At 64.6% G+C, this 17916-nt stretch carries 17 protein-coding genes; 7 read left to right on the top strand and 10 right to left on the bottom strand.

Going from position 1 to position 17916, the window contains the following annotated elements; translation table 11 throughout:
• The first annotated feature begins 148 nt into the window (after positions 1 to 148).
• Positions 149 to 733 (top strand): DUF7344 domain-containing protein, encoded by a 585-nt coding sequence (locus tag P2T57_RS00330; protein WP_276300487.1) that lies wholly within the window; start codon positions 149 to 151, stop codon positions 731 to 733.
• A 57-nt stretch (positions 734 to 790) separates the two neighbouring features.
• Here P2T57_RS00330 and P2T57_RS00325 read toward each other — a convergent pair whose 3' ends face one another.
• Positions 791 to 2611: a S9 family peptidase gene (locus tag P2T57_RS00325; RefSeq protein ID WP_276300486.1), complete on the bottom strand. Its 1821-nt coding sequence runs from the start codon at positions 2609 to 2611 to the stop codon at positions 791 to 793.
• Between the two features lie 487 nt (positions 2612 to 3098).
• On the opposite strand from P2T57_RS00325, the gene P2T57_RS00320 reads away from it, so the two are divergent.
• From P2T57_RS00320 to P2T57_RS00310, 3 genes are all read left to right on the top strand, one after another.
• A complete protein-coding gene (locus tag P2T57_RS00320) occupies positions 3099 to 3662 on the top strand; it encodes a DUF7344 domain-containing protein (RefSeq protein ID WP_276300485.1) in 564 nt (187 codons plus the stop codon).
• 100 nt (positions 3663 to 3762) lie between these two features.
• A complete protein-coding gene (locus tag P2T57_RS00315; RefSeq protein WP_276300484.1) occupies positions 3763 to 4899 on the top strand; it encodes a glycosyltransferase in 1137 nt (378 codons plus the stop codon).
• 91 nt (positions 4900 to 4990) lie between these two features.
• Positions 4991 to 6061, top strand: coding sequence for a peptidoglycan recognition protein family protein (locus P2T57_RS00310; RefSeq protein WP_276300483.1), 1071 nt, complete (start codon positions 4991 to 4993; stop codon positions 6059 to 6061).
• A 104-nt stretch (positions 6062 to 6165) separates the two neighbouring features.
• On the opposite strand, the gene folP is transcribed toward P2T57_RS00310, so the two are convergent.
• The 4 genes from folP to purN form a co-directional block, all read right to left on the bottom strand.
• Complete coding sequence (gene folP, locus P2T57_RS00305) at positions 6166 to 8610, bottom strand: dihydropteroate synthase (protein ID WP_276300482.1); 2445 nt, start codon at positions 8608 to 8610, stop codon at positions 6166 to 6168.
• A gap of 343 nt (positions 8611 to 8953) precedes the next feature.
• A complete protein-coding gene (locus tag P2T57_RS00300; RefSeq protein ID WP_276300481.1) occupies positions 8954 to 9484 on the bottom strand; it encodes an inorganic phosphate transporter in 531 nt (176 codons plus the stop codon).
• Positions 9485 to 9632: 148 nt separating this feature from the next.
• Positions 9633 to 10043: a hypothetical protein gene (locus P2T57_RS00295; RefSeq protein ID WP_276300480.1), complete on the bottom strand. Its 411-nt coding sequence runs from the start codon at positions 10041 to 10043 to the stop codon at positions 9633 to 9635.
• 218 nt (positions 10044 to 10261) lie between these two features.
• Complete coding sequence (gene purN, locus P2T57_RS00290) at positions 10262 to 11887, bottom strand: phosphoribosylglycinamide formyltransferase (RefSeq protein WP_276300479.1); 1626 nt, start codon at positions 11885 to 11887, stop codon at positions 10262 to 10264.
• Between the two features lie 167 nt (positions 11888 to 12054).
• On the opposite strand from purN, the gene purB reads away from it, so the two are divergent.
• A complete protein-coding gene (purB, locus tag P2T57_RS00285; protein ID WP_276300478.1) occupies positions 12055 to 13443 on the top strand; it encodes an adenylosuccinate lyase in 1389 nt (462 codons plus the stop codon).
• Positions 13444 to 13474: 31 nt separating this feature from the next.
• On the opposite strand, the gene P2T57_RS00280 is transcribed toward purB, so the two are convergent.
• On the bottom strand, positions 13475 to 13909 hold the full coding sequence (locus P2T57_RS00280; protein WP_276300477.1) for an HVO_A0114 family putative DNA-binding protein: 435 nt from the start codon (positions 13907 to 13909) through the stop codon (positions 13475 to 13477).
• Positions 13910 to 14122: 213 nt separating this feature from the next.
• Positions 14123 to 14401, bottom strand: coding sequence for a toxin-antitoxin system TumE family protein (locus P2T57_RS00275; RefSeq protein ID WP_276300476.1), 279 nt, complete (start codon positions 14399 to 14401; stop codon positions 14123 to 14125).
• A gap of 156 nt (positions 14402 to 14557) precedes the next feature.
• Between P2T57_RS00275 and P2T57_RS00270 the strand changes: the two genes are divergently transcribed.
• Entirely contained in the window at positions 14558 to 14998 is a 441-nt protein-coding gene (locus P2T57_RS00270; RefSeq protein ID WP_276300475.1) for a DUF7979 domain-containing protein, read from the top strand.
• Between the two features lie 43 nt (positions 14999 to 15041).
• Here P2T57_RS00270 and P2T57_RS00265 read toward each other — a convergent pair whose 3' ends face one another.
• The 3 genes from P2T57_RS00265 to P2T57_RS00255 all read right to left on the bottom strand — a co-directional run bounded on the left by P2T57_RS00265 (position 15042) and on the right by P2T57_RS00255 (position 16991).
• A complete protein-coding gene (locus P2T57_RS00265) occupies positions 15042 to 15251 on the bottom strand; it encodes a hypothetical protein (RefSeq protein WP_276300474.1) in 210 nt (69 codons plus the stop codon).
• A gap of 105 nt (positions 15252 to 15356) precedes the next feature.
• The gene (locus tag P2T57_RS00260; RefSeq protein ID WP_276300473.1) at positions 15357 to 15911 is read right to left on the bottom strand and encodes a hypothetical protein; all 555 of its coding nucleotides are present in this window, start codon (positions 15909 to 15911) and stop codon (positions 15357 to 15359) included.
• Positions 15912 to 15956: 45 nt separating this feature from the next.
• Complete coding sequence (locus P2T57_RS00255; RefSeq protein ID WP_276300472.1) at positions 15957 to 16991, bottom strand: hypothetical protein; 1035 nt, start codon at positions 16989 to 16991, stop codon at positions 15957 to 15959.
• 136 nt (positions 16992 to 17127) lie between these two features.
• Between P2T57_RS00255 and P2T57_RS00250 the strand changes: the two genes are divergently transcribed.
• Positions 17128 to 17916: a helix-turn-helix transcriptional regulator gene (locus P2T57_RS00250; protein ID WP_276300471.1), complete on the top strand. Its 789-nt coding sequence runs from the start codon at positions 17128 to 17130 to the stop codon at positions 17914 to 17916.

Here is a 17916-nt window from a genome sequence, read left to right as displayed (position 1 = left end):
CCTTGATTACGAAAGCCGATTTCCGGCTGGCGATGGTTTCACCGGCGTCGGACCTGTAACTCGGCAGAAGATAAATAGTAACTGAAAATTATAAATAAGGTATCGTTGACTGACCGGCCCGAACCGATAGGGGAGAGTTACCCAGAACATGTCTACCGGAACGCTCGACCGCCCCGAGACCGCACCCGACCCACCCGAGGAGTTCACGCAGGAAGTCGTCTTCGAGATGCTGAGCAACCGACGACGCAGGTACGTCGTCTACTACCTCCTCGACGCCGACGGCGAGGCCGAACTCCGCGACCTCTCGCGGACGATTGCGGCGTGGGAGAACGACAAGCGACCCGACGAGGTGACCTCGACCGAGCGAAAGCGAGTGTACAACGCGCTCCAGCAGGCCCACCTGCCGAAGATGGACGACGCCGGACTCGTCGAGTTCGACTCCTCGCGGAGTACCGTGACGGCGACCGACGGCCTCTCGGACCTCCGGGTCTACCTCGAAGTCGTCCCCGGCGACGAGATTTCGTGGAGCCAGTACTACCTGCTGTTGGGACTCCTGTTCGTCTCCGTCACGCTCTCAGCGACCGTCGGCGTCTCGCCGTTCGCCGACGTGCCGGGCGTGACGCTCTCGGCGGCGATGGCGCTCGTCCTCGCCGTCTCGGGGGTCGCCCACGTCTACCACGGTCGCCAGTCCAGACTCGGTGCCGACGAGCGACCGCCGAGCGTGGGAGAGTAGCCCCCGTCCGCCGCCCATCACCGCTACTGCCCGTCGGCCAGCACCGCGCCCGCCGACTCAGACGTGTTCGTCCAAGAAGTCGGCGACGGTGGTGTAGGCCTCGATGCGGTTTTCGAGTTTCGTGAAGCCGTGGCCCTCGTCGTCGAAGACGAGTTTTTCGACCGGAACGCCCTGCTCGGCCGCTGTCTCGGCGATTTGCTCGGCCTCGCCGACCGGGACGCGGGGGTCGTTCGCGCCGTGGAGGACCAGCAGGGGCGCTTCGATGTTCTCGATGTTGTTGGTCGGACTGATGGATTCGAGGAACTCGCGGTCGTCGTCCAACGACCCGTACTCGGCCTCGCGGTGTTCGCGCCGCCAGTCGCCCGTGTTTTCGAGGAAGGTGACGAAGTTGGCGATGCCCACGATGTCCACGCCCGCCGCCCAGAGGTCGGGGTACTCGGTCAGACTGGCCAGCACCATGAACCCGCCGTAGGACCCGCCGAAGGCGACGACCTTCTCGGGGTCGATTTCGGGGCGGTCGTGGAGCCACTTCACGCCGGCCTCGATGTCGGCCACCGAGTCCATCCGCTTCTCCACGTCGTCCAGATGGGTGTAGGCCTTGCCGTAGCCAGACGACCCCCGGACGTTGGGTTCGAAGTAGGCGTAGCCCCGATTGAGGAAGTACTGCTTGATGGGGTGGAAAGTCGGGCGTCGCTGGCTTTCGGGACCACCGTGGATGTCCACGATGACGGGCATCCCGCCGTCCTCGGTCGCCGCCGCGCCTTCGGTCTGGGGCACCGAGAGGAAGGCCGGAATCTCCCGACCGTCGAAGGTCTCGTACCGGACCAGTTCGGGTTCCACGAACGAGGACTTGGGGAGGCCTGCTGTCGCGGCGTCGGTCCACCGCTCGGACTCGCCAGTTTCGACATCCACGACGTAGACGTTGGTGTTCTGGGTGCTTCCGGTCACGGCGAGCGCGAAGCGGTCGGCGTCGGTATCGAAGGTCGCCCCGCTCGTCACGGCCCGAGGCAGGTCGGGGTCAGCGAACTCGTCGTAGTCGGTGGGACCGGTGAGTTCGCCAACCGTGAGTTCGGTATAGCCGTCGGCGTTCACGCCGAAGACGAACCGGCCGGTGTCGTCGTCCACGGTCAGGTTCTCGACGTTCCAGTCGCCCCCCTCGGCCACGGTTTCGAGGTCGCCGGTCTCTACGTCGAGGCGGGCGACGTAGGTCGTGTCGGCGTCCTTGTCGGTGGTGAGATAGAGCGCATCGCCGTCGGGTGCCCAGTTGGGATTCTGGTAGCGAACGTCGCCCTCGTGGGGCGTCAGGTGGTTCAACTCCCCGGACTCCACCTCGATGACGTACACGTCGTAGTCGAAGCTAGAGTGCATCTCCACGACCGCGAGGCGTTCGTCGTCGGGACTCCATCCGGCCGGGATGAACCACCCGTCGCCCTCGCAGACGAGTTCCGCGTCGTCGCCCTCCTCGTCGCGGTGCTGGACGTACACGTCGAACACCGACTGGTCGCGCCGGTTGGCGGTGAACGCGAACCGGTCACCGTCGTGGCTCCATCCGCCCCAGTTGTGGATGGCCTCGGGGTGGTCGGTCAGCGGTGTCAGCGTCTCGCCGTCGCCGTCGAGGCGGAACAGTTGGGTGTGTTCGTCGCCGCCTTGGTCCATCCCGAAGACGAGTTCGTCGCGCTCGGGCGACCAGTCGGCGAACGAAACGCGCTCCTCCTCGAAGGTTAGCTGTTGGGGCCACGTCTGGGGACTGTCGAGACGCCACACCTGCGGGACACCCGTGGTGTCCATCAGAAACGACAGGCGGTCGCCGTCGGGACCGAACGACGGCGTGTTCGCGTTCCGCACGTTGAGATACCGCTCGAAATCGTACTTCGGCATGGGGATGGATTACAAGGCGACGGGGAAAGCGTTTTGGACTCCGGAACTCCGCGCGCTCGCCCCGACTCGTCGTCCTCGCACCATCCGCCGGTGAGAGCGTCTGTCCCACCCAGTTCCCGTGGCTCCTCGTTTACCCCCGTCGAATCATGGGGTGGTTCGAGTGCCCGTAGGTAGAGACTATCTCTCATGCTCGCTTGAAACCGGCAATGAAAGCGGCGTAACGGCAGGTTCCAATTTGGCATCGGTCGGCCGGTCGCTCTCGGCGGTCGTACCGACCGCTCGGCGGACCGGTCTCGGCCGAAGTCCGGGCGACCAACCGGACGACAGTTTCGCCCCCGAATTCGAATCGAAACTCGCTACCGGAACGGAGATGTTTCTTCAGCGCACGCGGGGGCAAGTTTCGGTTAAAATCTTGAACAGTCGTTACGGCGCGCTAAACGTTCAAATCGGTTTATCCGTCGATTTGTCGTCTGTCTCTGCGATACGAATGACTTCCGAAACCACACGTCCGTCCCGCGAGGAGGTCTTCCACGCCGTAAAGAATCTCCGTCGGCGGTACGTCCTCTACTACCTCCAGCGATATGGTGGTCCCGTCACGCTCGGTGAACTCGCCAAGCAGGTTGCGGCGTGGGAGAACGACACGACCGTCCCGGAGGTCTCGTCGAGTCAGCGCAAATCGGTGTACAGCGCCCTCCACCAGACCCATCTCCCGAAGTTGGAGTCAGCGGGAGTGCTGAACTACGACCCCGACGAGGGGACTATCGAAGTGACCGAACGGGCGACTCGCCTCGACCTCCAACTCGCCAGCGACCCACAGACCTCGCTCCCGTGGCACCGGTTGTACCTCGGCCTCTCGGCGCTGAGTCTGGGCGCGCTGGCCTCGGTCTGGACCGGGCTATACCCCTTCACGCTCCTGTCGGGCGTCCAGTACACCCTGCTGGTCATCGCCGCCTTCGGCGTGATTGCGATGGCCCACACCTACGACCTTCGGCAGTGGCGACAGCGCGCGGACAACGCCGCGCCCGACTTCATCCTTCGGGTCGAGGACTAAAAGCCATTTTCCGGCGTCGTTTCGGGTAGCTTCTACCACCGACTCGGCGGTGCAACCGAGAAGGGTTGGGTTTTTAGTGGGCCGCTTCGTGGCGATTCGTATGCGCGTCGCGTTCGTCTCGGAGACGGTGGCCCAACACCGCGAAACCGGGGCGACGCGGCGAATCCGGCGCACCGCCGAGGCGCTCGCTGGCCGGGGCCACGACGTGGTCGTCTGCTGTGGACAGTGGTGGGACGGCGACCACGAGACGTTCGAGCAGGACGGCGTGACCTACCGGGCAGTCACCAGCGACCCGCCCGGCGAGGGTCGATTCGCCGTCTCGCTCCCGTCTGCGCTCCGGGCCGTGGACCCGGACGTGATTCAGGCCACCGTCGCCGACCCGACACACGTCCTCTCCGCGAAACTGGCTAGCCTCGTCCTCCGCGCGCCCCTCGTCGTCGATTGGTACACCTCGCCCGACGCGGGCGACGCCGACGACCCTCTCTGGCGGCTCTGTGCGACAGTGCCCGACCTCGTTCTCGCGCCCTCCGAAACCGTCAAAACCCGCGTTCGGGAACTCGGTGCCGAGGACGACGCGGTTTGGGTCGTGCCCAACGCCATCGACGTGGACGCCATCCGCGCCATCGAACCCCGAGAGGTCGCCGACATCGTGTACTCGCGGCGACTCGACGCCGACGCCAACCTCGAAAGCCTCCTGCTGGCGCTCGCCGAACTCCGCGACCACGACTGGTCGGCGGTCGTTATCGGCGACGGTCCCGAACGCGAGGTCTACGAGCGACAAGTCCGGGACCTGCGAATCGAGGACCGCGTTTCCTTCGCGGGCGACCAGCCTCTCGAAAACCGACTCTCGGCGTTCAAAGGTGCCCACGTCTACGCCCAGACCGCCCGCCGGGAAGCCTTTCCCACCGACATGCTCCGGGCGCTGACCTGCGGGTGTGCTGGCGTGGTCGAGTACCACGTCGAGTCGAGCGCCCACGAACTGGTCGAACAGGAGGAGCGCGCGTTTCGGACCACCAGCGAGCAGGAACTCACCGACGCGCTTGTCACGGCCAGCGAGATGGAACGCCTCGATTTCAACGAGAACTTCTCGGAGTACGACGAGGAGGCCGTCCTCGACACCTACCTGACCGCCTACGACGAGGCCGGAGAGCGCATGAGTTGGGTCGAACCCGCCGCAGTCGCCGGTGGCCTCGTGCTGGTCGTGGCCGTCGTCGCGCTGTTGGTCGTCCTGCTGTGAAGCCCGCTCCGGCGTTCCCTTAGATAATTAACTCATTTCGAGCCTAGAAAAATATTAATGCCCCCGGCGAGTCCGTTAGTTTAGATTTCGCGTGACAGAACGAAACACTCGACGCAGTTTTCTAAAGGCCATCGGCGCGACTGCGACCGTCGGTGCGCTCGCAGACACCGCGGCGGCGTACCACACCCAAGACCCCTACGTTGACGACTTCCGACCCGCGGATTCGAGCAACTACACCAGCGCCTCGCGGGGCGCGGAAGCAATCGACTGGGTGGTCATCCACGTCGGCGAGGGCGATTACGGCGGCATGGTCGGGTGGTTCCAAGACCCGTCAGCGGACGTGAGCGCCCACTACGCCATCCGGAACTCCGACGGGTACGCATCCCAGATGGTCCACCACGAGGACAAGGCGTGGCACGCTGGCGGCCAGAACTACAACTACTACTCCATCGGCATCGAACACGGCGGCTACACCGACCAGACCCAGTTCACTGACGCCCTCTACAAGAAGTCGGCCAACATCGTGAGTTCGCTCTGCGACCAGTACAACATCCCGAAGAATCACCCCTCGGGCGTCGCGCCCTGCGACGCCAGCACCGACGGCGGTATCATCGGCCACCATCAGGTCCCCGAGTCCGACTGCGGACCCAACAACCACACCGACCCCGGTTCGACGTGGGACTGGGACTACTACATGGACCTCGTGGGCGGCACGAACAACGGCGGTGGCGGTGACGGCGGTACGTCCTACAGTTGGCCCACCTACTCCTACGGCGACCAAGCCGAAGCGGTCTACTCCATCCAGTACCTGCTGGAGGAGAACGGCTATCCCCTCGACTACCACGACGGCATCTACGGGACCGAAGTCGAAACCACCATCGAGCAGTTCCAGAGCGACCGCAACATCACCGTGGACGGCATCGTCGGCCCGGAGACGTGGAACGAACTCTACGTCGTCGTCTGGGACGCCGAGGACGACCCATGGTGGGCGACCTACGGCGCACAGCATCACCTCAACTACGGACAGGGCTACGACATCGCGGTGGACGGCTACTACGGCCCGGAGACCCGGAGCGCAATCGAGGACTTCCAGACCAGCGCCGGTCTCACCGTGGACGGCGTTGTCGGCCACGACACGTGGCAGGCGCTGATGGACATCTGAACTGAGAGGTCCAGCAGACACTCTTGGACCGTTTCATACAGTTCTTGGAAACAGAGAGGAACCCGAAGCAACAGAATTTCTTTCTCAAACACGGAATTAAGAGTCTATTCTTCGAACCGCTCGGGAGTGTCCGCCGCTTCCACCGCGTTCACCGCCGCGACGTTCTCCGCAACGTCGTGGACTCGAACGATGTCGGCCCCACGTTCGGCCGCAATCGCGGTCCCGGCGACTGTCGCCGCGGTTCTGTCGTCGTCCTCGCCGAGGAGGCCGAACATCGACTTGTGCGAATGCCCGACCAGTACGGGACACTCCAGCGCGTGGAACTCGTCGGTCCGGCCCAGTAGTTCGAAGCTCTCGGCGCTCGACTTGCCGAACCCGAGGCCGGGGTCCACGATGATTTGCTCGCGGTCGAGTCCGGCCTTCTCGGCCAGCAGGACGCGCTCCTCCAGTTCGTCGATTACGTCCTCCACCACGTCGTCGTAGTGAACGTCCCGGTCCGGAACCACCGGGGCGTCGATGCTGTGCATCACGACGATGGGCGCGTCGTACTCGGCCGCGACGAAGCGCATCTCGGGGTCTTCGAGGCCCGACACGTCGTTAAGAATGTCCGCGCCCGCTTCGAGGGCGGCCTCTGCGACCGGGGCCTTCCGGGTGTCGATGGAGACTAGCAGGTCGAGGTCCGAAATCTCCTCGATGACGGGCACCACGCGGTCGATTTCGTCCTCGACCGAAATCTCGTCCGCGCCGGGGCGAGTGGACTCGCCGCCAACGTCGATGATGTCCGCGCCTGCTTGGGCCATCTCCTCGGCGCGCGAGATTGCGTCCTCGACGGCCTCGTACCGGCCGCCGTCGTGGAAGGAGTCTGGCGTGACGTTCAGGATGCCCATGACCGCGGTGCCGTCCTCCCACGGGTAGCCACGGCGGTCGGGGTCGGTCTGGATGCCCAGCGCCTCGCGCACGTCGTCGGCGAACACCGAGAGACCGTAGGGTTGGCCGTCGAGTTTCCCGGCGAGGCGCTTGAACTGGGCCAGCGTGCCCATCAGCACCACGTCCACGTTCTCGTCGTCCTGCTCGTTGGTGCCCGAGACCGCACACTCCCCGCCGAGGCTCAGCATCTCCTCTTTGAGGTAGCGGGCCTGTCGGACCTGCACGCGGGTCTTCAGGACGCGGTGGACCGCCTTGCCGCGCATCCGCCAGACGCCGGGACTCGTCACGTCGGCACCCTCCAAGGCCTCGCGGGCGTCGTCCAGATTTCGGATGCGCTTGGGAATCTCGGCGCGGGTCCACCGGGTCCGGGCCTCGGCGACGGCGTAGAGCGAGCCCGTGACCACCACGAGGTCGTCAGATTCGGCGGCGTCGAGTGCGTTTTCGAGCGCGCCTTCGACCGCGTTCCGGGTCAGGACCTCGTTCGCTCCGGACTCCTCGAAGGCGCGGGCGACGACCTCCTCGTCCTCGGCCCGGTCGAGGTTCGGTTGGCAGGCGACAACTCGGTCGGGCGTCGGCAGGGCCTCGGCCATGCCGCGGAGGTCCTTGTCGTGCATCGCGCCGAAGACGAGGTGGAGGTCCGAAATCTCGTCCTCGAACTCCGCGAGGGTGTCGGCGAGGGCCTCGCACGCGCCGGGGTTGTGCGCCCCGTCGAGAACCACGACGGGGTCTCGGCCCATCACCTCGAATCGGCCGGGCCAGTCGGCCTTCCGGAGGCCTCGGGCCAGTTGCTCGTCGGTCACGTCGCTGACCTGCCGGGCCAGCGCGGCCGCCACGCCAGCGTTCCGGGCCTGAAACTCGCCGAGGAGCGGAATCGCCGTCTCGACCTCCCAGTCCGGCCCGGAGAGGGAGACGGCGGCCTCGGTGTGGTTGGTTCGCCCGCCGTACTCGACCTGCACGTCGGCGTCGTCGTCCTCGCCGACTCGGACGACCGCTCCGGCCTGCTCCGTCACGGCGTCCAGCGCCTCGCCGGTCGTCGCGGTGACGAGGGGTGCGTCCTCCGGCGCGACGTGGGCCTTGTCGGTGGCGATTTCCGCGATGGTCTCGCCGATGATGCCGGTGTGTTCGAGCGTGACGCTGGTGACTGCGCTGGCGACCGGATTCACGACGCTCGTGGCGTCGTACTTGCCGCCGATGCCGACCTCGAGGAGCGCCACGTCCACGTCCTCACAGCCGAAGTGCCAGAGCGCCAGTCCGGTCACGACCTCGAAGAAGGTGGGGGCCTCGCCGTCCGCCGCGCGGTCGTTGACGTACTCGCGGACCGACTCGACGTACTCGGCGAGGGCGGTCTTTGGAATCTTCCGGCCGTTCACCTGCACGCGCTCCCGAACGTCGTCGAAGTGCGGGGAAGTGTAGAGTCCGACATCGAGGCCGGCCTCTCGCAGGGCGCGCTCGGCCATCCGGGCCGTCGAACCCTTCCCGTTCGACCCCGCCACCTGCACGAAATCGACCTCCTCGTGAGGGTTTCCGAGGTGGGCGAGCAGGTCCGCGGTCGATTCCGTCCCCGGTTTGGGGCGGAACCGCCGCAGGTCGAACAGAAAGTTCGCCGCCTCGTGGTAGTCCATGTCTGCGTGAACTAACGCGGCGCGCTTTAGAGTGTCGGACCCTCACCGGAGGTGTAAAATATCCTTAGAAAAGAATTTTTAATTAATGTTTTATGGTGTGGGTGGAGGTGACAAAGAATGTTCCTGTTCAGCATCTCGCCGATGGATTGCTTCTGCAACGACGACGGCTGTTACTGCGAAATGTAACCGACCGTTACGCTTTGCGGTTTCCGAACTGGAGCCGTTTTCTGGACCCGACGAGACCGGAGGAGACCGATTAACAACGAATATCCTTTGCCTGAGAATCGTACCTGTTTCTTTAAGATATCTGTCGGTGTCTCTCCGGCGGCGACGAGTCGCCGTCTCACCACTCGAACTCGCGTTCCCGACTGTTCCGGTCGGTCCGCTCGTACTCGCGCCGGACCCGCTGGTCGCTCATGCTGTCGTCGGCCATCAGGTCTTGCAAGCGGCGTTCGTACTCCAGCTCGGTGATGTCGCCCTCGACGTACTCCCGTTTCAACTGGTCGATGCGGTCCTCGGTCGTGGGTTCGAGGCGCTCGGACAGTCGGAGTTCCCGCGCTTCGGACGAGTACCGCTCCACCAACCGGGCCAAGCGCGCGAGGCGATTACTCCGGGGGACCGAGGCGCTCCGGACCGCCGTGACGACGAGGCCGACCAGCAGGAACAGCGAGAGCATCCCGACCAGCGCCGACGCGACCAGATACGGCGCGACGGCGCTCAGGACGGCGAAGACCAGCGAGGCCCCCGCAGGCGGCCCAGCGAGCGTCGAGAGGCCAGCGACGAGGCCGAACCCGACGAGACCGACGAGCGCGAACAGCGAGAGCGCGAATCCGCTGGCGAGGAGTTTGACCTTCGGGTCGTCTGCGAGTCCCATCACCGGTTCGTTGGCGGCGGTCGCACTTGAATCTCGTCTTCCGAGAGGCGACCGCCGAGAGTCGGATGGGGCCGGTGGCGTGACTCGGAACTCGGTCGCTCCCGACCACGCGAGGGGCACACAGTCCGCGAGCGAGTATCTGTCTGGCCTATCTCTCGTCGAGGACGGTCGTTACCGTCTCGACGGGATTCTCGACAGGCGTGTAGAAGTCGCCGCTGTTCTCCCGGTAGTATTCGCGGTACTCGCGCCCGACATCGGCGAGTCTCACCGACGACCACTCGCCGAGGTCCGTCTCGCCCGGCGGTTCGGCACCGTGGTCGTAGGTGACGCGAACGTTCTCGTCCGGCGTGTAGGATTTGGCCATGTGTTTCGGCCCGAACACCGCGTGGGCGAACGACCCAGTTTCGACGGCCGTCGAGTCGTCCCACGTCGTCAGAATCAGCGGGGCCGAGTGAATCACGTCCCGCCCGATGTCGATGACGTACACCTGCCCGCCGTGGTCCACTTTCGCGGCGATGTACTCTAACCCGGACCGCACGCAGTCAGTCGGTACCGACACGACGAGAACCGAACAGCGTGACGGCGATAAAATTTCCGCTGTCCGAACCGTCCTCAGAAACGAGTTCTGACGACTCTCTCGCTCAGTCGTCCCGGAAACGCCGGAAGACAAACCGCGTCTTCCGAGCTTCAGACGACTCCTTCCCTGCGGTCAGTCGTCCCGGAAACGCCGGAAGACAAACCGCGTCTTCCGAGCTTCAGACGACTCCTTCCCTGCGGTCAGTCGTGTCTAAAGCACCGACTCCCAGTAAAGACCATCGCCATGTCGTGTTCGTCGGCGGCCTCGATTACGTCGTCGTCGTTGACCGAGCCGCCCGGCTGGATGACCGCCTCGATGCCCGCCTCGGCGGCGGCCTCGATGGCGTCCGGGAAGGGGAAGAAGGCGTCCGAGGCCATGACCGCACCCTCGGCAGACTTGCCCTCGGCGTCTTTCTCGGCCTTCATCTTCGCAATCTCGACCGCATCGACGCGGGAGACCTGCCCCGCGCCGACCCCGACTGTCTCGGTGCCGTCGGCGAACAGGATGGCGTTGGACTTGACGTGCTTGATGGTCTGCCACGCGAACAGCAGGGAGTCGAGTTGGTCGTCGGTCGGTTCTCGCTCGGTCACGACCTCCAACTCGTCGCGAGTCGGGGCCTGTAGGTCGCGCTCTTGGACGAGTCGGCCGCCAACGAGGTCCTTCTCGGTCGTGGTCTCGGAAATCTCGCCGAAGTCCTCCTCGTCGCCAACGTCCAGCACTCGCAGGTTGTCCTTCTCGAACAGCGTGTCGAGGGCGGAATCGGTGTAGCCCGGCGCGACGACGACCTCCTTGAACGAGTCGATGACCTGCTCGGCGGTGTCCTCGTCGCACTCCCGGTTGAGGGCCACGATGCCGCCGAACGCGCTCTTGGGGTCGGTCGAGAGCGCCCGGTCGTAGGCCTCGGCGAGGGTATCCGCGGAAGCGCAACCGGCGGGGTTGGTGTGCTTGATGACCGCCGCAGACGGCCGGTCGAACTCCTTGACGAGGTTGAGCGCGGCGTCGGCGTCGTTGTAGTTGTTGTACCCCATCCCCTTCGCGCCCTCGTTGCGTTGCGGGGCGTCCACGACGCTGGCCTCCTCGCAGGTCGCGTCCCCGTAGAGCGCGGCGTCCTGATGGGGGTTCTCGCCGTACCGCAGGTCGGCAGTCCGGTCCGAACTCTCGACCGTCCGGGCAGGGAATTCGCCGCCCTCGTCGGCCTCGACGCGGACCTCGGACCGGTCGGCGGCGATTTCGAGGGTCTCCTCGGCGAACCACTTCACGGCGCGGGGGTAGGCTTTGAACTCGCCTTCGTAGAGGACCCGCTCTTTCAAATCGGCCTCGTCGTCGTCCTCGTAGACCGGAATCGGCTCTTGGGTGACGATGGGGCCGGCATCAACCTCGGCTTCCACGACTTCGCCCTCGTCGTCCGTCGCGTCCGTCACGACGTGGACCGTACACCCAGTGGTTTTGACGCCCGCGTCGAGGACCTGCTCGTGAACGTCCATGCCGGGGAAGGCTGGCAGGAGCGCCGGGTGGACGTTCAGGGTCGGCGGCATCTCGCCGAGGAAGGTATCCGAGAGGATGCGCATGTAGCCGTCGAGACACACGAGGTCGAAGTCGTAGTCGGCGAGGGCCGACACTACGCGCTGTTCGTGGTCGCGCCGGGACTCGTCCTCGTCGAGCTCCACGACTTCGGTGGGAATTCCGCGCTTCTGGGCCTTCTCAAGCACTGGCGCGTCGGCATCGTTGGTCAGGACGACACCGAGTTCTGCGCCGCCGGGGGTCCGGTCGGCGAGGTGCATCAGGTTTCGTCCGCGGTTGCTGGCGAGTCCAGCGATTCGGGTCATGTTCGAAACCGCGTCGTCTCGGCAAAAAGGCATTGCGGTTACGACCGAGGAGATATGCAAAAACGAGCATACTTCGCCGGCTCAAACCCATCTAACTCGCCGGAGTATGCACGACCGTGACGACTCGGACCGACACGCTTTTGCCGCGCGCCCCGGCAGATTCGGACATGAACTCCCTCTATGCGGTGTCGCCGCTCGACGGTCGGTACGCGGGTCGGACCGAACCCCTGCGAGAGTACGCCAGCGAGGCCGCCCTGATTCGGGCGCGGGTGCAGGTCGAAGTGGAGTATCTGATTTCGCTGGCCGACCTTGACGTGACGCCCCTCGAACTGGATGCGGGCGACCGCGAGGAGCTACGGTCCCTCTACGAAACCTTCGACGAGGAGGACGCCGAGATAGTCAAACGAATCGAAACCGAGGGCTACGGCGACTACTCGGCGACCAACCACGACGTGAAGGCGGTCGAGTACTTCGTCCGCGAGGGGCTTCCCGAGGACTTGGACGGGTCTGCCTCGTGGATTCACTTCGCGCTGACCAGCGAGGACGTGAACAACCTCGCGTACCGCCTGCTGGTGAAAGGCGCAGTCGAGGAGGTCCTGCTCCCCGAACTCCAGTCGATTCGGGAGGGCCTCTCGGACCTCGCCCGCGAGTACCGGGACGTGCCAATGCTCGCCCGGACCCACGGCCAGCCAGCGACCCCGACCACCTTCGGCAAGGAGATGGCCGTCTTCGCCTCCCGACTCGGACGCTCGATTGGTCGCGTGAAATCGGCCCGCGACGGATTGCAGGGCAAGCTTGCGGGGGCCTCCGGTACCTACGCGGCCCACGTCGCGGCCTACCCCGACGTGGACTGGCGAGCCTTCTCGCGGGAGTTCGTGGAAGGGTTGGGGCTGGAGCAAGCGCCCCTGACCACGCAGGTCAACCCCTGCGACGACCTCGCGGAACTGTTCGACGCGCTCCGGGGCGCGAACAACGTCCTACTGGATTTGGACCGCGACGCGTGGCGCTACGTCAGCGACCGGTATCTGGGACAGGAGGCCGCCGAGGGCGAAACCGGGTCCTCGACCATGCCCCACAAGGTCAACCCCATCGACTTCGAGAACAGCGAGGGCAACCTCTCGAAGGCCAACTCGGACTTGGTGTTCTTGGGCGATTACGTGACCGAATCTCGGCTTCAGCGCGACCTCTCGGACTCGACGGTCAAGCGAAACATCGGGTCCGCGTTCGCCTACTGCCTGCTCGGTTACGTCAAACTGCAGGCCGGTCTCGGCAAGGTCGTGCCGAACGAGCAGGTCATGCGCGAGGAGTTGGAGGAGACCCCCGAAATCATCGGCGAGGCGGTCCAGACCATCCTCCGGCGCGAGGGCCACGACGACGCCTACGAGCGAGTCAAGGACCTGACCCGCGGCCAGCGCGTGACCTTGGACGACTTCCGGGACCTGTTCGCGGACCTCGACGTGGACGAGGCCACCCGCGAGGAGTTGCTGGACCTCACGCCCGCCGGGTACACCGGCATCGCGGGCGAGATGGTGTCCTCGCTGGACGAGGCGGAGTAAAATCAGCAATCGCCGCACGAACCACCGACGGTCACGGTGCGGCGGGACTGCGTTCGTTCGAACCGCTTTCGTTCGGTAGCGACAGCGTGACCGCGATTTCGATTTCGTCGTAGGGCACGACCGGTCGCTTGGCGCGGCCGTTCTGTTCGAGGACGACGATTTCGTACTCCTCCAGTAGCGTCACGTCGTCGTGAACGTCGCTGACGTTTCGGTCGAGGCGGTCGGCTAGCTGTCGGATGCTCTCCGGTGGGTCCTCCATCACCGACCGGAGTAGTTCGAGACGCCGCGGGGTCAAGAGGCGCTGAATCTGCTCTGGGTCTTGGAAGCTCAGCACGCGAGGACCGCCTTCCTCCTCGCGGTCGAACTCCCGAGCGGATTCGAGTGCGCGCTTCTTGAACGACTCCCACGGGGCCGATTCGATTCGGAGTTTTTGGCTTTCTTGGGTCGCTTCGCCGTCGTCTGACATTTGGTGGGTTGTGATTGTTGGGTTGCGTTTGCTGTGCCGGTCTTCTGCCGCGTCAGAGTATGAGACTCGACTATATGGCTAAAGACTGGAAATCGAATACATTTATTTCCCTATATTACTAATAGCATTTTGTTTCCCTCCTTGGTGGTGTATCGTCTGATACTGCTCAAGAGGCGATTCGAGCCCCTCCGACTCAATACCCGACGGTAGCGTCTACCTACGCAAGTCCTCGACTTCATCGAAGAACCGCTCCAGATGTGCTTCCACGTTTCCCTCGTACTCGATTGGCACCCCATCCCCGTCGCCCTCGTGGCGCTCGTGGATGCCGTGAGCGTTGTCGTACCGCAGGACGGGCGTCCCGTCCGGGTTGACGAACTGAAACGAGTACTTGATTCCCAGGTCATGAATTTCGCTTTCTGGAACGCGGGTTACGCTGACTTCGACGAAACTACCGTCACGAAACTCGAAGCGTGGGTTGTTTTCCAAATTCACGCCTTCTCATCGACTTACATCGTTCTGCGAGCGACGTGTTCGACTACGGGTTCGGGGCGCATAATCGTTTGGGTTGGAGCCAAACATAGAGAAACGGTCGTCAATCGTTCCCACCCCAGCGAAAACGATATATAAGCCCGAGTACACCTCCGAGGCATGAGCGACTCCCTCCACTTCGGCCTCTTTTTCGTCGGCATCTTCCTGCTGACCGGCGCGCTGGTCGTCGGCGTCGGGGCCTTGGAGTACGAAGTCGCCTCCCTCGGGACCGCCGAGGAGATACCCGAGGACACCCAGTCGCTGGTCTCGTTCGGCGACCTCTCAGAGCGCGACCAGCGGACGGTGGACCGGGCCATCGCGGGCGAGAAAATCGTCGTCCGGGACCCCAGAGACCTGCCGGGGCCGCGAAAGACGAAGGGGAAATTCGCGGTCAAGCGCGGCGGCGAGACGTATCTCGTCACGCGCCGCATCTTCTTCAACTGGCGGACCACGTTCGGACTGGCCGCGATTGGGATGCTGGTCGGCGGCGTCGTGACCCTCAGCGAGGCCATCCGGCGACATCACTTCCCGCATCGGAGCGTGGTCTGGACCACGCGGTGAGGCCGCTGGCAGTCGAAATAGTTCGGTCGGAGACGCCCGTCGATTAGCGCCGACTGAGCGCGAGGAGGACGCCCGCAAGCGCCGACACCCCGAGGAGGTACGGCCCGACCGATTGCAACACGCCCGCGGTGGCCGCGCCGACGAACGCCAGTACGAGAAGCGCGGCGGCGAGCGTCCCCGCGGTCCGCGCCCCGTCAGCACGGGCGGCGTCGTCGGTCCCGACCGGGCGAGCGTCTGTTTCGTTCGAGGACACGTCTCCGGGAAGTCGCCCGGTCCCGATAAGTGCCGGTGGTTCGACTCGACAATCAAAACAGTTCTTAAAGACAACTATACAACCATCAAGCAAATAAAGAGTTGTCTACTCGGTCGTGGTCGCCGGACCCGACGAGGCCGAATCGGCGGCCCCGGACGATACCGACGTGTTCACCGACTCCGTGGGCGTCCGGGTCCGTTCGCGGGCCGCCGAGTTCGACTCGGCCGACGAATCGGTCTCGTCGTTGCCGAGGACCACGTGGGTCTCGTCGCCGTGGACCACGGTCAGGTCGAACGCCTCGGCGGGGACGAAGACCACGGCGCGGTAGTGGAGTTCGCCGGTGCAGTCCCGGTTCTCGTCCGCCGTCGTCTCGCGGGGCGTGAGCGTCAGGGTGTAGTCGCCGGTCTCCTCGGACAGCGCGGCGTCGAGGCCGTGGTCAGGCGCGGGGCCGACGAAAACGTCCTCGACGACGACGCGCGTCCCGCCGTCTGTGTGGCGCTGTTCGACGCGACTCTCGTATGCTCCGTCGTCGCACTCGCTGTCGATGACTTCGAGGCCACGCACGGTGGCGGGCGACTGGGACTGTGACCCGACCGCGAACGCGCCAGCACCGACGGCGACGGCGACGACGAGGAGGGCGGCAATCGCGTTCCGTTTCATGACAGTCGTACAGAAAGTTTCGGGGGTGAAGGGTTTTGTGGCGTTTCAGTAGTACACGTCCACGTGGAACGTGTGTTTGAGGGTGTGTCGACCGGTTCCCCACCCGGTGTCGTAGAACTGCCCTTCCGAGATGAGGTCCATCAGGTCGTAGTAGCCGCTTCCGCTCGACTGCTCGTCAATCCACGTCGTACTGCCGGGTTGCATCCCGTTGGTGTTTTCCTGTGCGTCGGTCGTGTTGAACTCCTCGGACCACTTGGCGTAGTTACTGCTGGGACTGGAGTTGTCGATGGTCGTGACCGCCGGCTGGGTGTACTGCCACCCGAGACTGACACCGCCGGTGCCGACGCTGACGTTGACCGTCTGGCTTCCGTCGAGGGTTCCGAGGGGGTCGTAGGTGTCTAAGTCCTCGCCACCCATGTTGTTCTGTCGCCAGTCGTGCATCGGGTAGCCGTACTCGTTGGCCCAGTTGCTGTTGTACTTCTGGACGCCCGGTTCCATCACGAAGAACTGGTGCATGCTGTAGGCGTCTTGGGCGTAGTCACCGTCGTCCTGTAGCTGGAGGAGGTCGAAGTTGTTGGTGACACAGCCGTAGGGGTCCGAGCAGAAGTCGGCCTCGTCGTGGAGGATGGTGTTCCACGAGGCGGCCTGCGTGCTTACGTCGTCGGAACTCGTGGTCGCGTCGCCGCCGAGCGTGTCCGCTCGCTTGTCGGCCTTGCCGTGGAGTTTGGCGACCGAATCGGCGTCACCCGCGATGCCGGTGTACTGGTGGGGAATCCCGTTCGCGTCGATTTTGTAGGCGTACGAGACGATGGTGCCGTCCTCGGCCTCGGGCGTCGAGCGAGCGGGAACGTCGTCGAGGTCGCCACCGCGAGCGTTGTACTCTTGGCGGGCGGCCCGGCGGACGCGCTCGATGTCGGAGGTCGAGATGCCTCGTTCGTAGTCGGCCTTGACGGTTCGCACGTCGCTACCCTTGCCCGGAGTGGCGCTGGCAGACCCGACTGCGAGAGTCGATGCGGCGGCCGCAGTAGTCGTTTTGAGGAATGTACGTCGGTCGAACGGTCGATAGCTGTCGTCTGTCATGCTACAGTTCCATGTCGAACAGAGCTGATTTTTATTTAATCATTGGAATGAGAATAAAATTTTCTGGGAGGTATTCAGAGTTTGAACACCCCCGAAAATGTTTATTTTGGAAAACAGAGTATGAACGTCCCCGAGTATGCCGGACTCACAAGGCTTCCCCGATTCCAATTCGATGTTCACCTGTCTAATCGAATACGCCGACCTCGTCGAAGCCCTCCGGGACGGTCCTCGCCGCAAACAGGCGCTCGTGGACCGACTGGGCGTCTCGCCCGAGACGGTCTACCGGCGGACCCGCGACCTCAGAGACGCCGGTCTCCTCGAACGCACTCAATCGGGGTACGCGCTGACCAACCTCGGTCGCCTCTACGCCCGAGAGTACGATTCGGTCCAGACCTTCGCTCGGCGACTCCACGAGGCACGAGACCTGCTGGAACACTTCGCCACCGACGAACTCCCGCCCCGTGCGGTATTTCGGAACGCCGACATCACGACGGTCGAGCAGTACGCACCCGACCGACCGTCCCGATGGGTCGAACGTGCGATACGCCGCACCCGCCGGTTCCGAGGCCTGCTCCCGGTACTTCCCCGGCGTCTCGCCGACGCACTCGGGGCGTCTCGGAGCAGTGAGACCCGAACTGACGTGATACTCGACGCGGACGTCGCCGACCACTATCGAGCGGACACCGACTTCGCCGAAACCTTCGACCGCGAGTCCGCCGGCCTCTACCTGACCGACGAGCAGATTCCCTACGGTATCTTGCTCGTGGATTGCGAGAACGGCGACGACACCACGCTCGCGCTGACCGTCTACGACGAGCAGGGGGTCCTCCGGGGCGTCGTCGTCAACGACGACCGTTCGGCGGTCTCGTGGGGCGAACGCCGCTACGAGCGCTATCGCGCCGAGGCCACGCCGGCCGGTAGCTAA

The organism is Halorussus lipolyticus, assembly GCF_029338375.1.
Lineage (GTDB): Archaea > Halobacteriota > Halobacteria > Halobacteriales > Haladaptataceae > Halorussus > Halorussus lipolyticus.
The sequence above is the reverse complement of the archived record's forward strand: the minus strand, read 5'-3'. Positions and strand labels throughout refer to the sequence as shown.

Coding starts and splice junctions, on each gene's coding strand:
- P2T57_RS00330 (WP_276300487.1), top strand. CDS start 149: ATGTCTACCGGAACGCTCGACCGCCCCGAGACCGCACCCGACCCACCC.
- P2T57_RS00325 (WP_276300486.1), bottom strand. CDS start 2,611: ATGCCGAAGTACGATTTCGAGCGGTATCTCAACGTGCGGAACGCGAAC.
- P2T57_RS00320 (WP_276300485.1), top strand. CDS start 3,099: ATGACTTCCGAAACCACACGTCCGTCCCGCGAGGAGGTCTTCCACGCC.
- P2T57_RS00315 (WP_276300484.1), top strand. CDS start 3,763: ATGCGCGTCGCGTTCGTCTCGGAGACGGTGGCCCAACACCGCGAAACC.
- folP (WP_276300482.1), bottom strand. CDS start 8,610: ATGGACTACCACGAGGCGGCGAACTTTCTGTTCGACCTGCGGCGGTTC.
- P2T57_RS00300 (WP_276300481.1), bottom strand. CDS start 9,484: ATGGGACTCGCAGACGACCCGAAGGTCAAACTCCTCGCCAGCGGATTC.
- purN (WP_276300479.1), bottom strand. CDS start 11,887: ATGACCCGAATCGCTGGACTCGCCAGCAACCGCGGACGAAACCTGATG.
- purB (WP_276300478.1), top strand. CDS start 12,055: ATGAACTCCCTCTATGCGGTGTCGCCGCTCGACGGTCGGTACGCGGGT.
- P2T57_RS00280 (WP_276300477.1), bottom strand. CDS start 13,909: ATGTCAGACGACGGCGAAGCGACCCAAGAAAGCCAAAAACTCCGAATC.
- P2T57_RS00270 (WP_276300475.1), top strand. CDS start 14,558: ATGAGCGACTCCCTCCACTTCGGCCTCTTTTTCGTCGGCATCTTCCTG.
- P2T57_RS00260 (WP_276300473.1), bottom strand. CDS start 15,911: ATGAAACGGAACGCGATTGCCGCCCTCCTCGTCGTCGCCGTCGCCGTC.
- P2T57_RS00255 (WP_276300472.1), bottom strand. CDS start 16,991: ATGACAGACGACAGCTATCGACCGTTCGACCGACGTACATTCCTCAAA.
- P2T57_RS00250 (WP_276300471.1), top strand. CDS start 17,128: ATGCCGGACTCACAAGGCTTCCCCGATTCCAATTCGATGTTCACCTGT.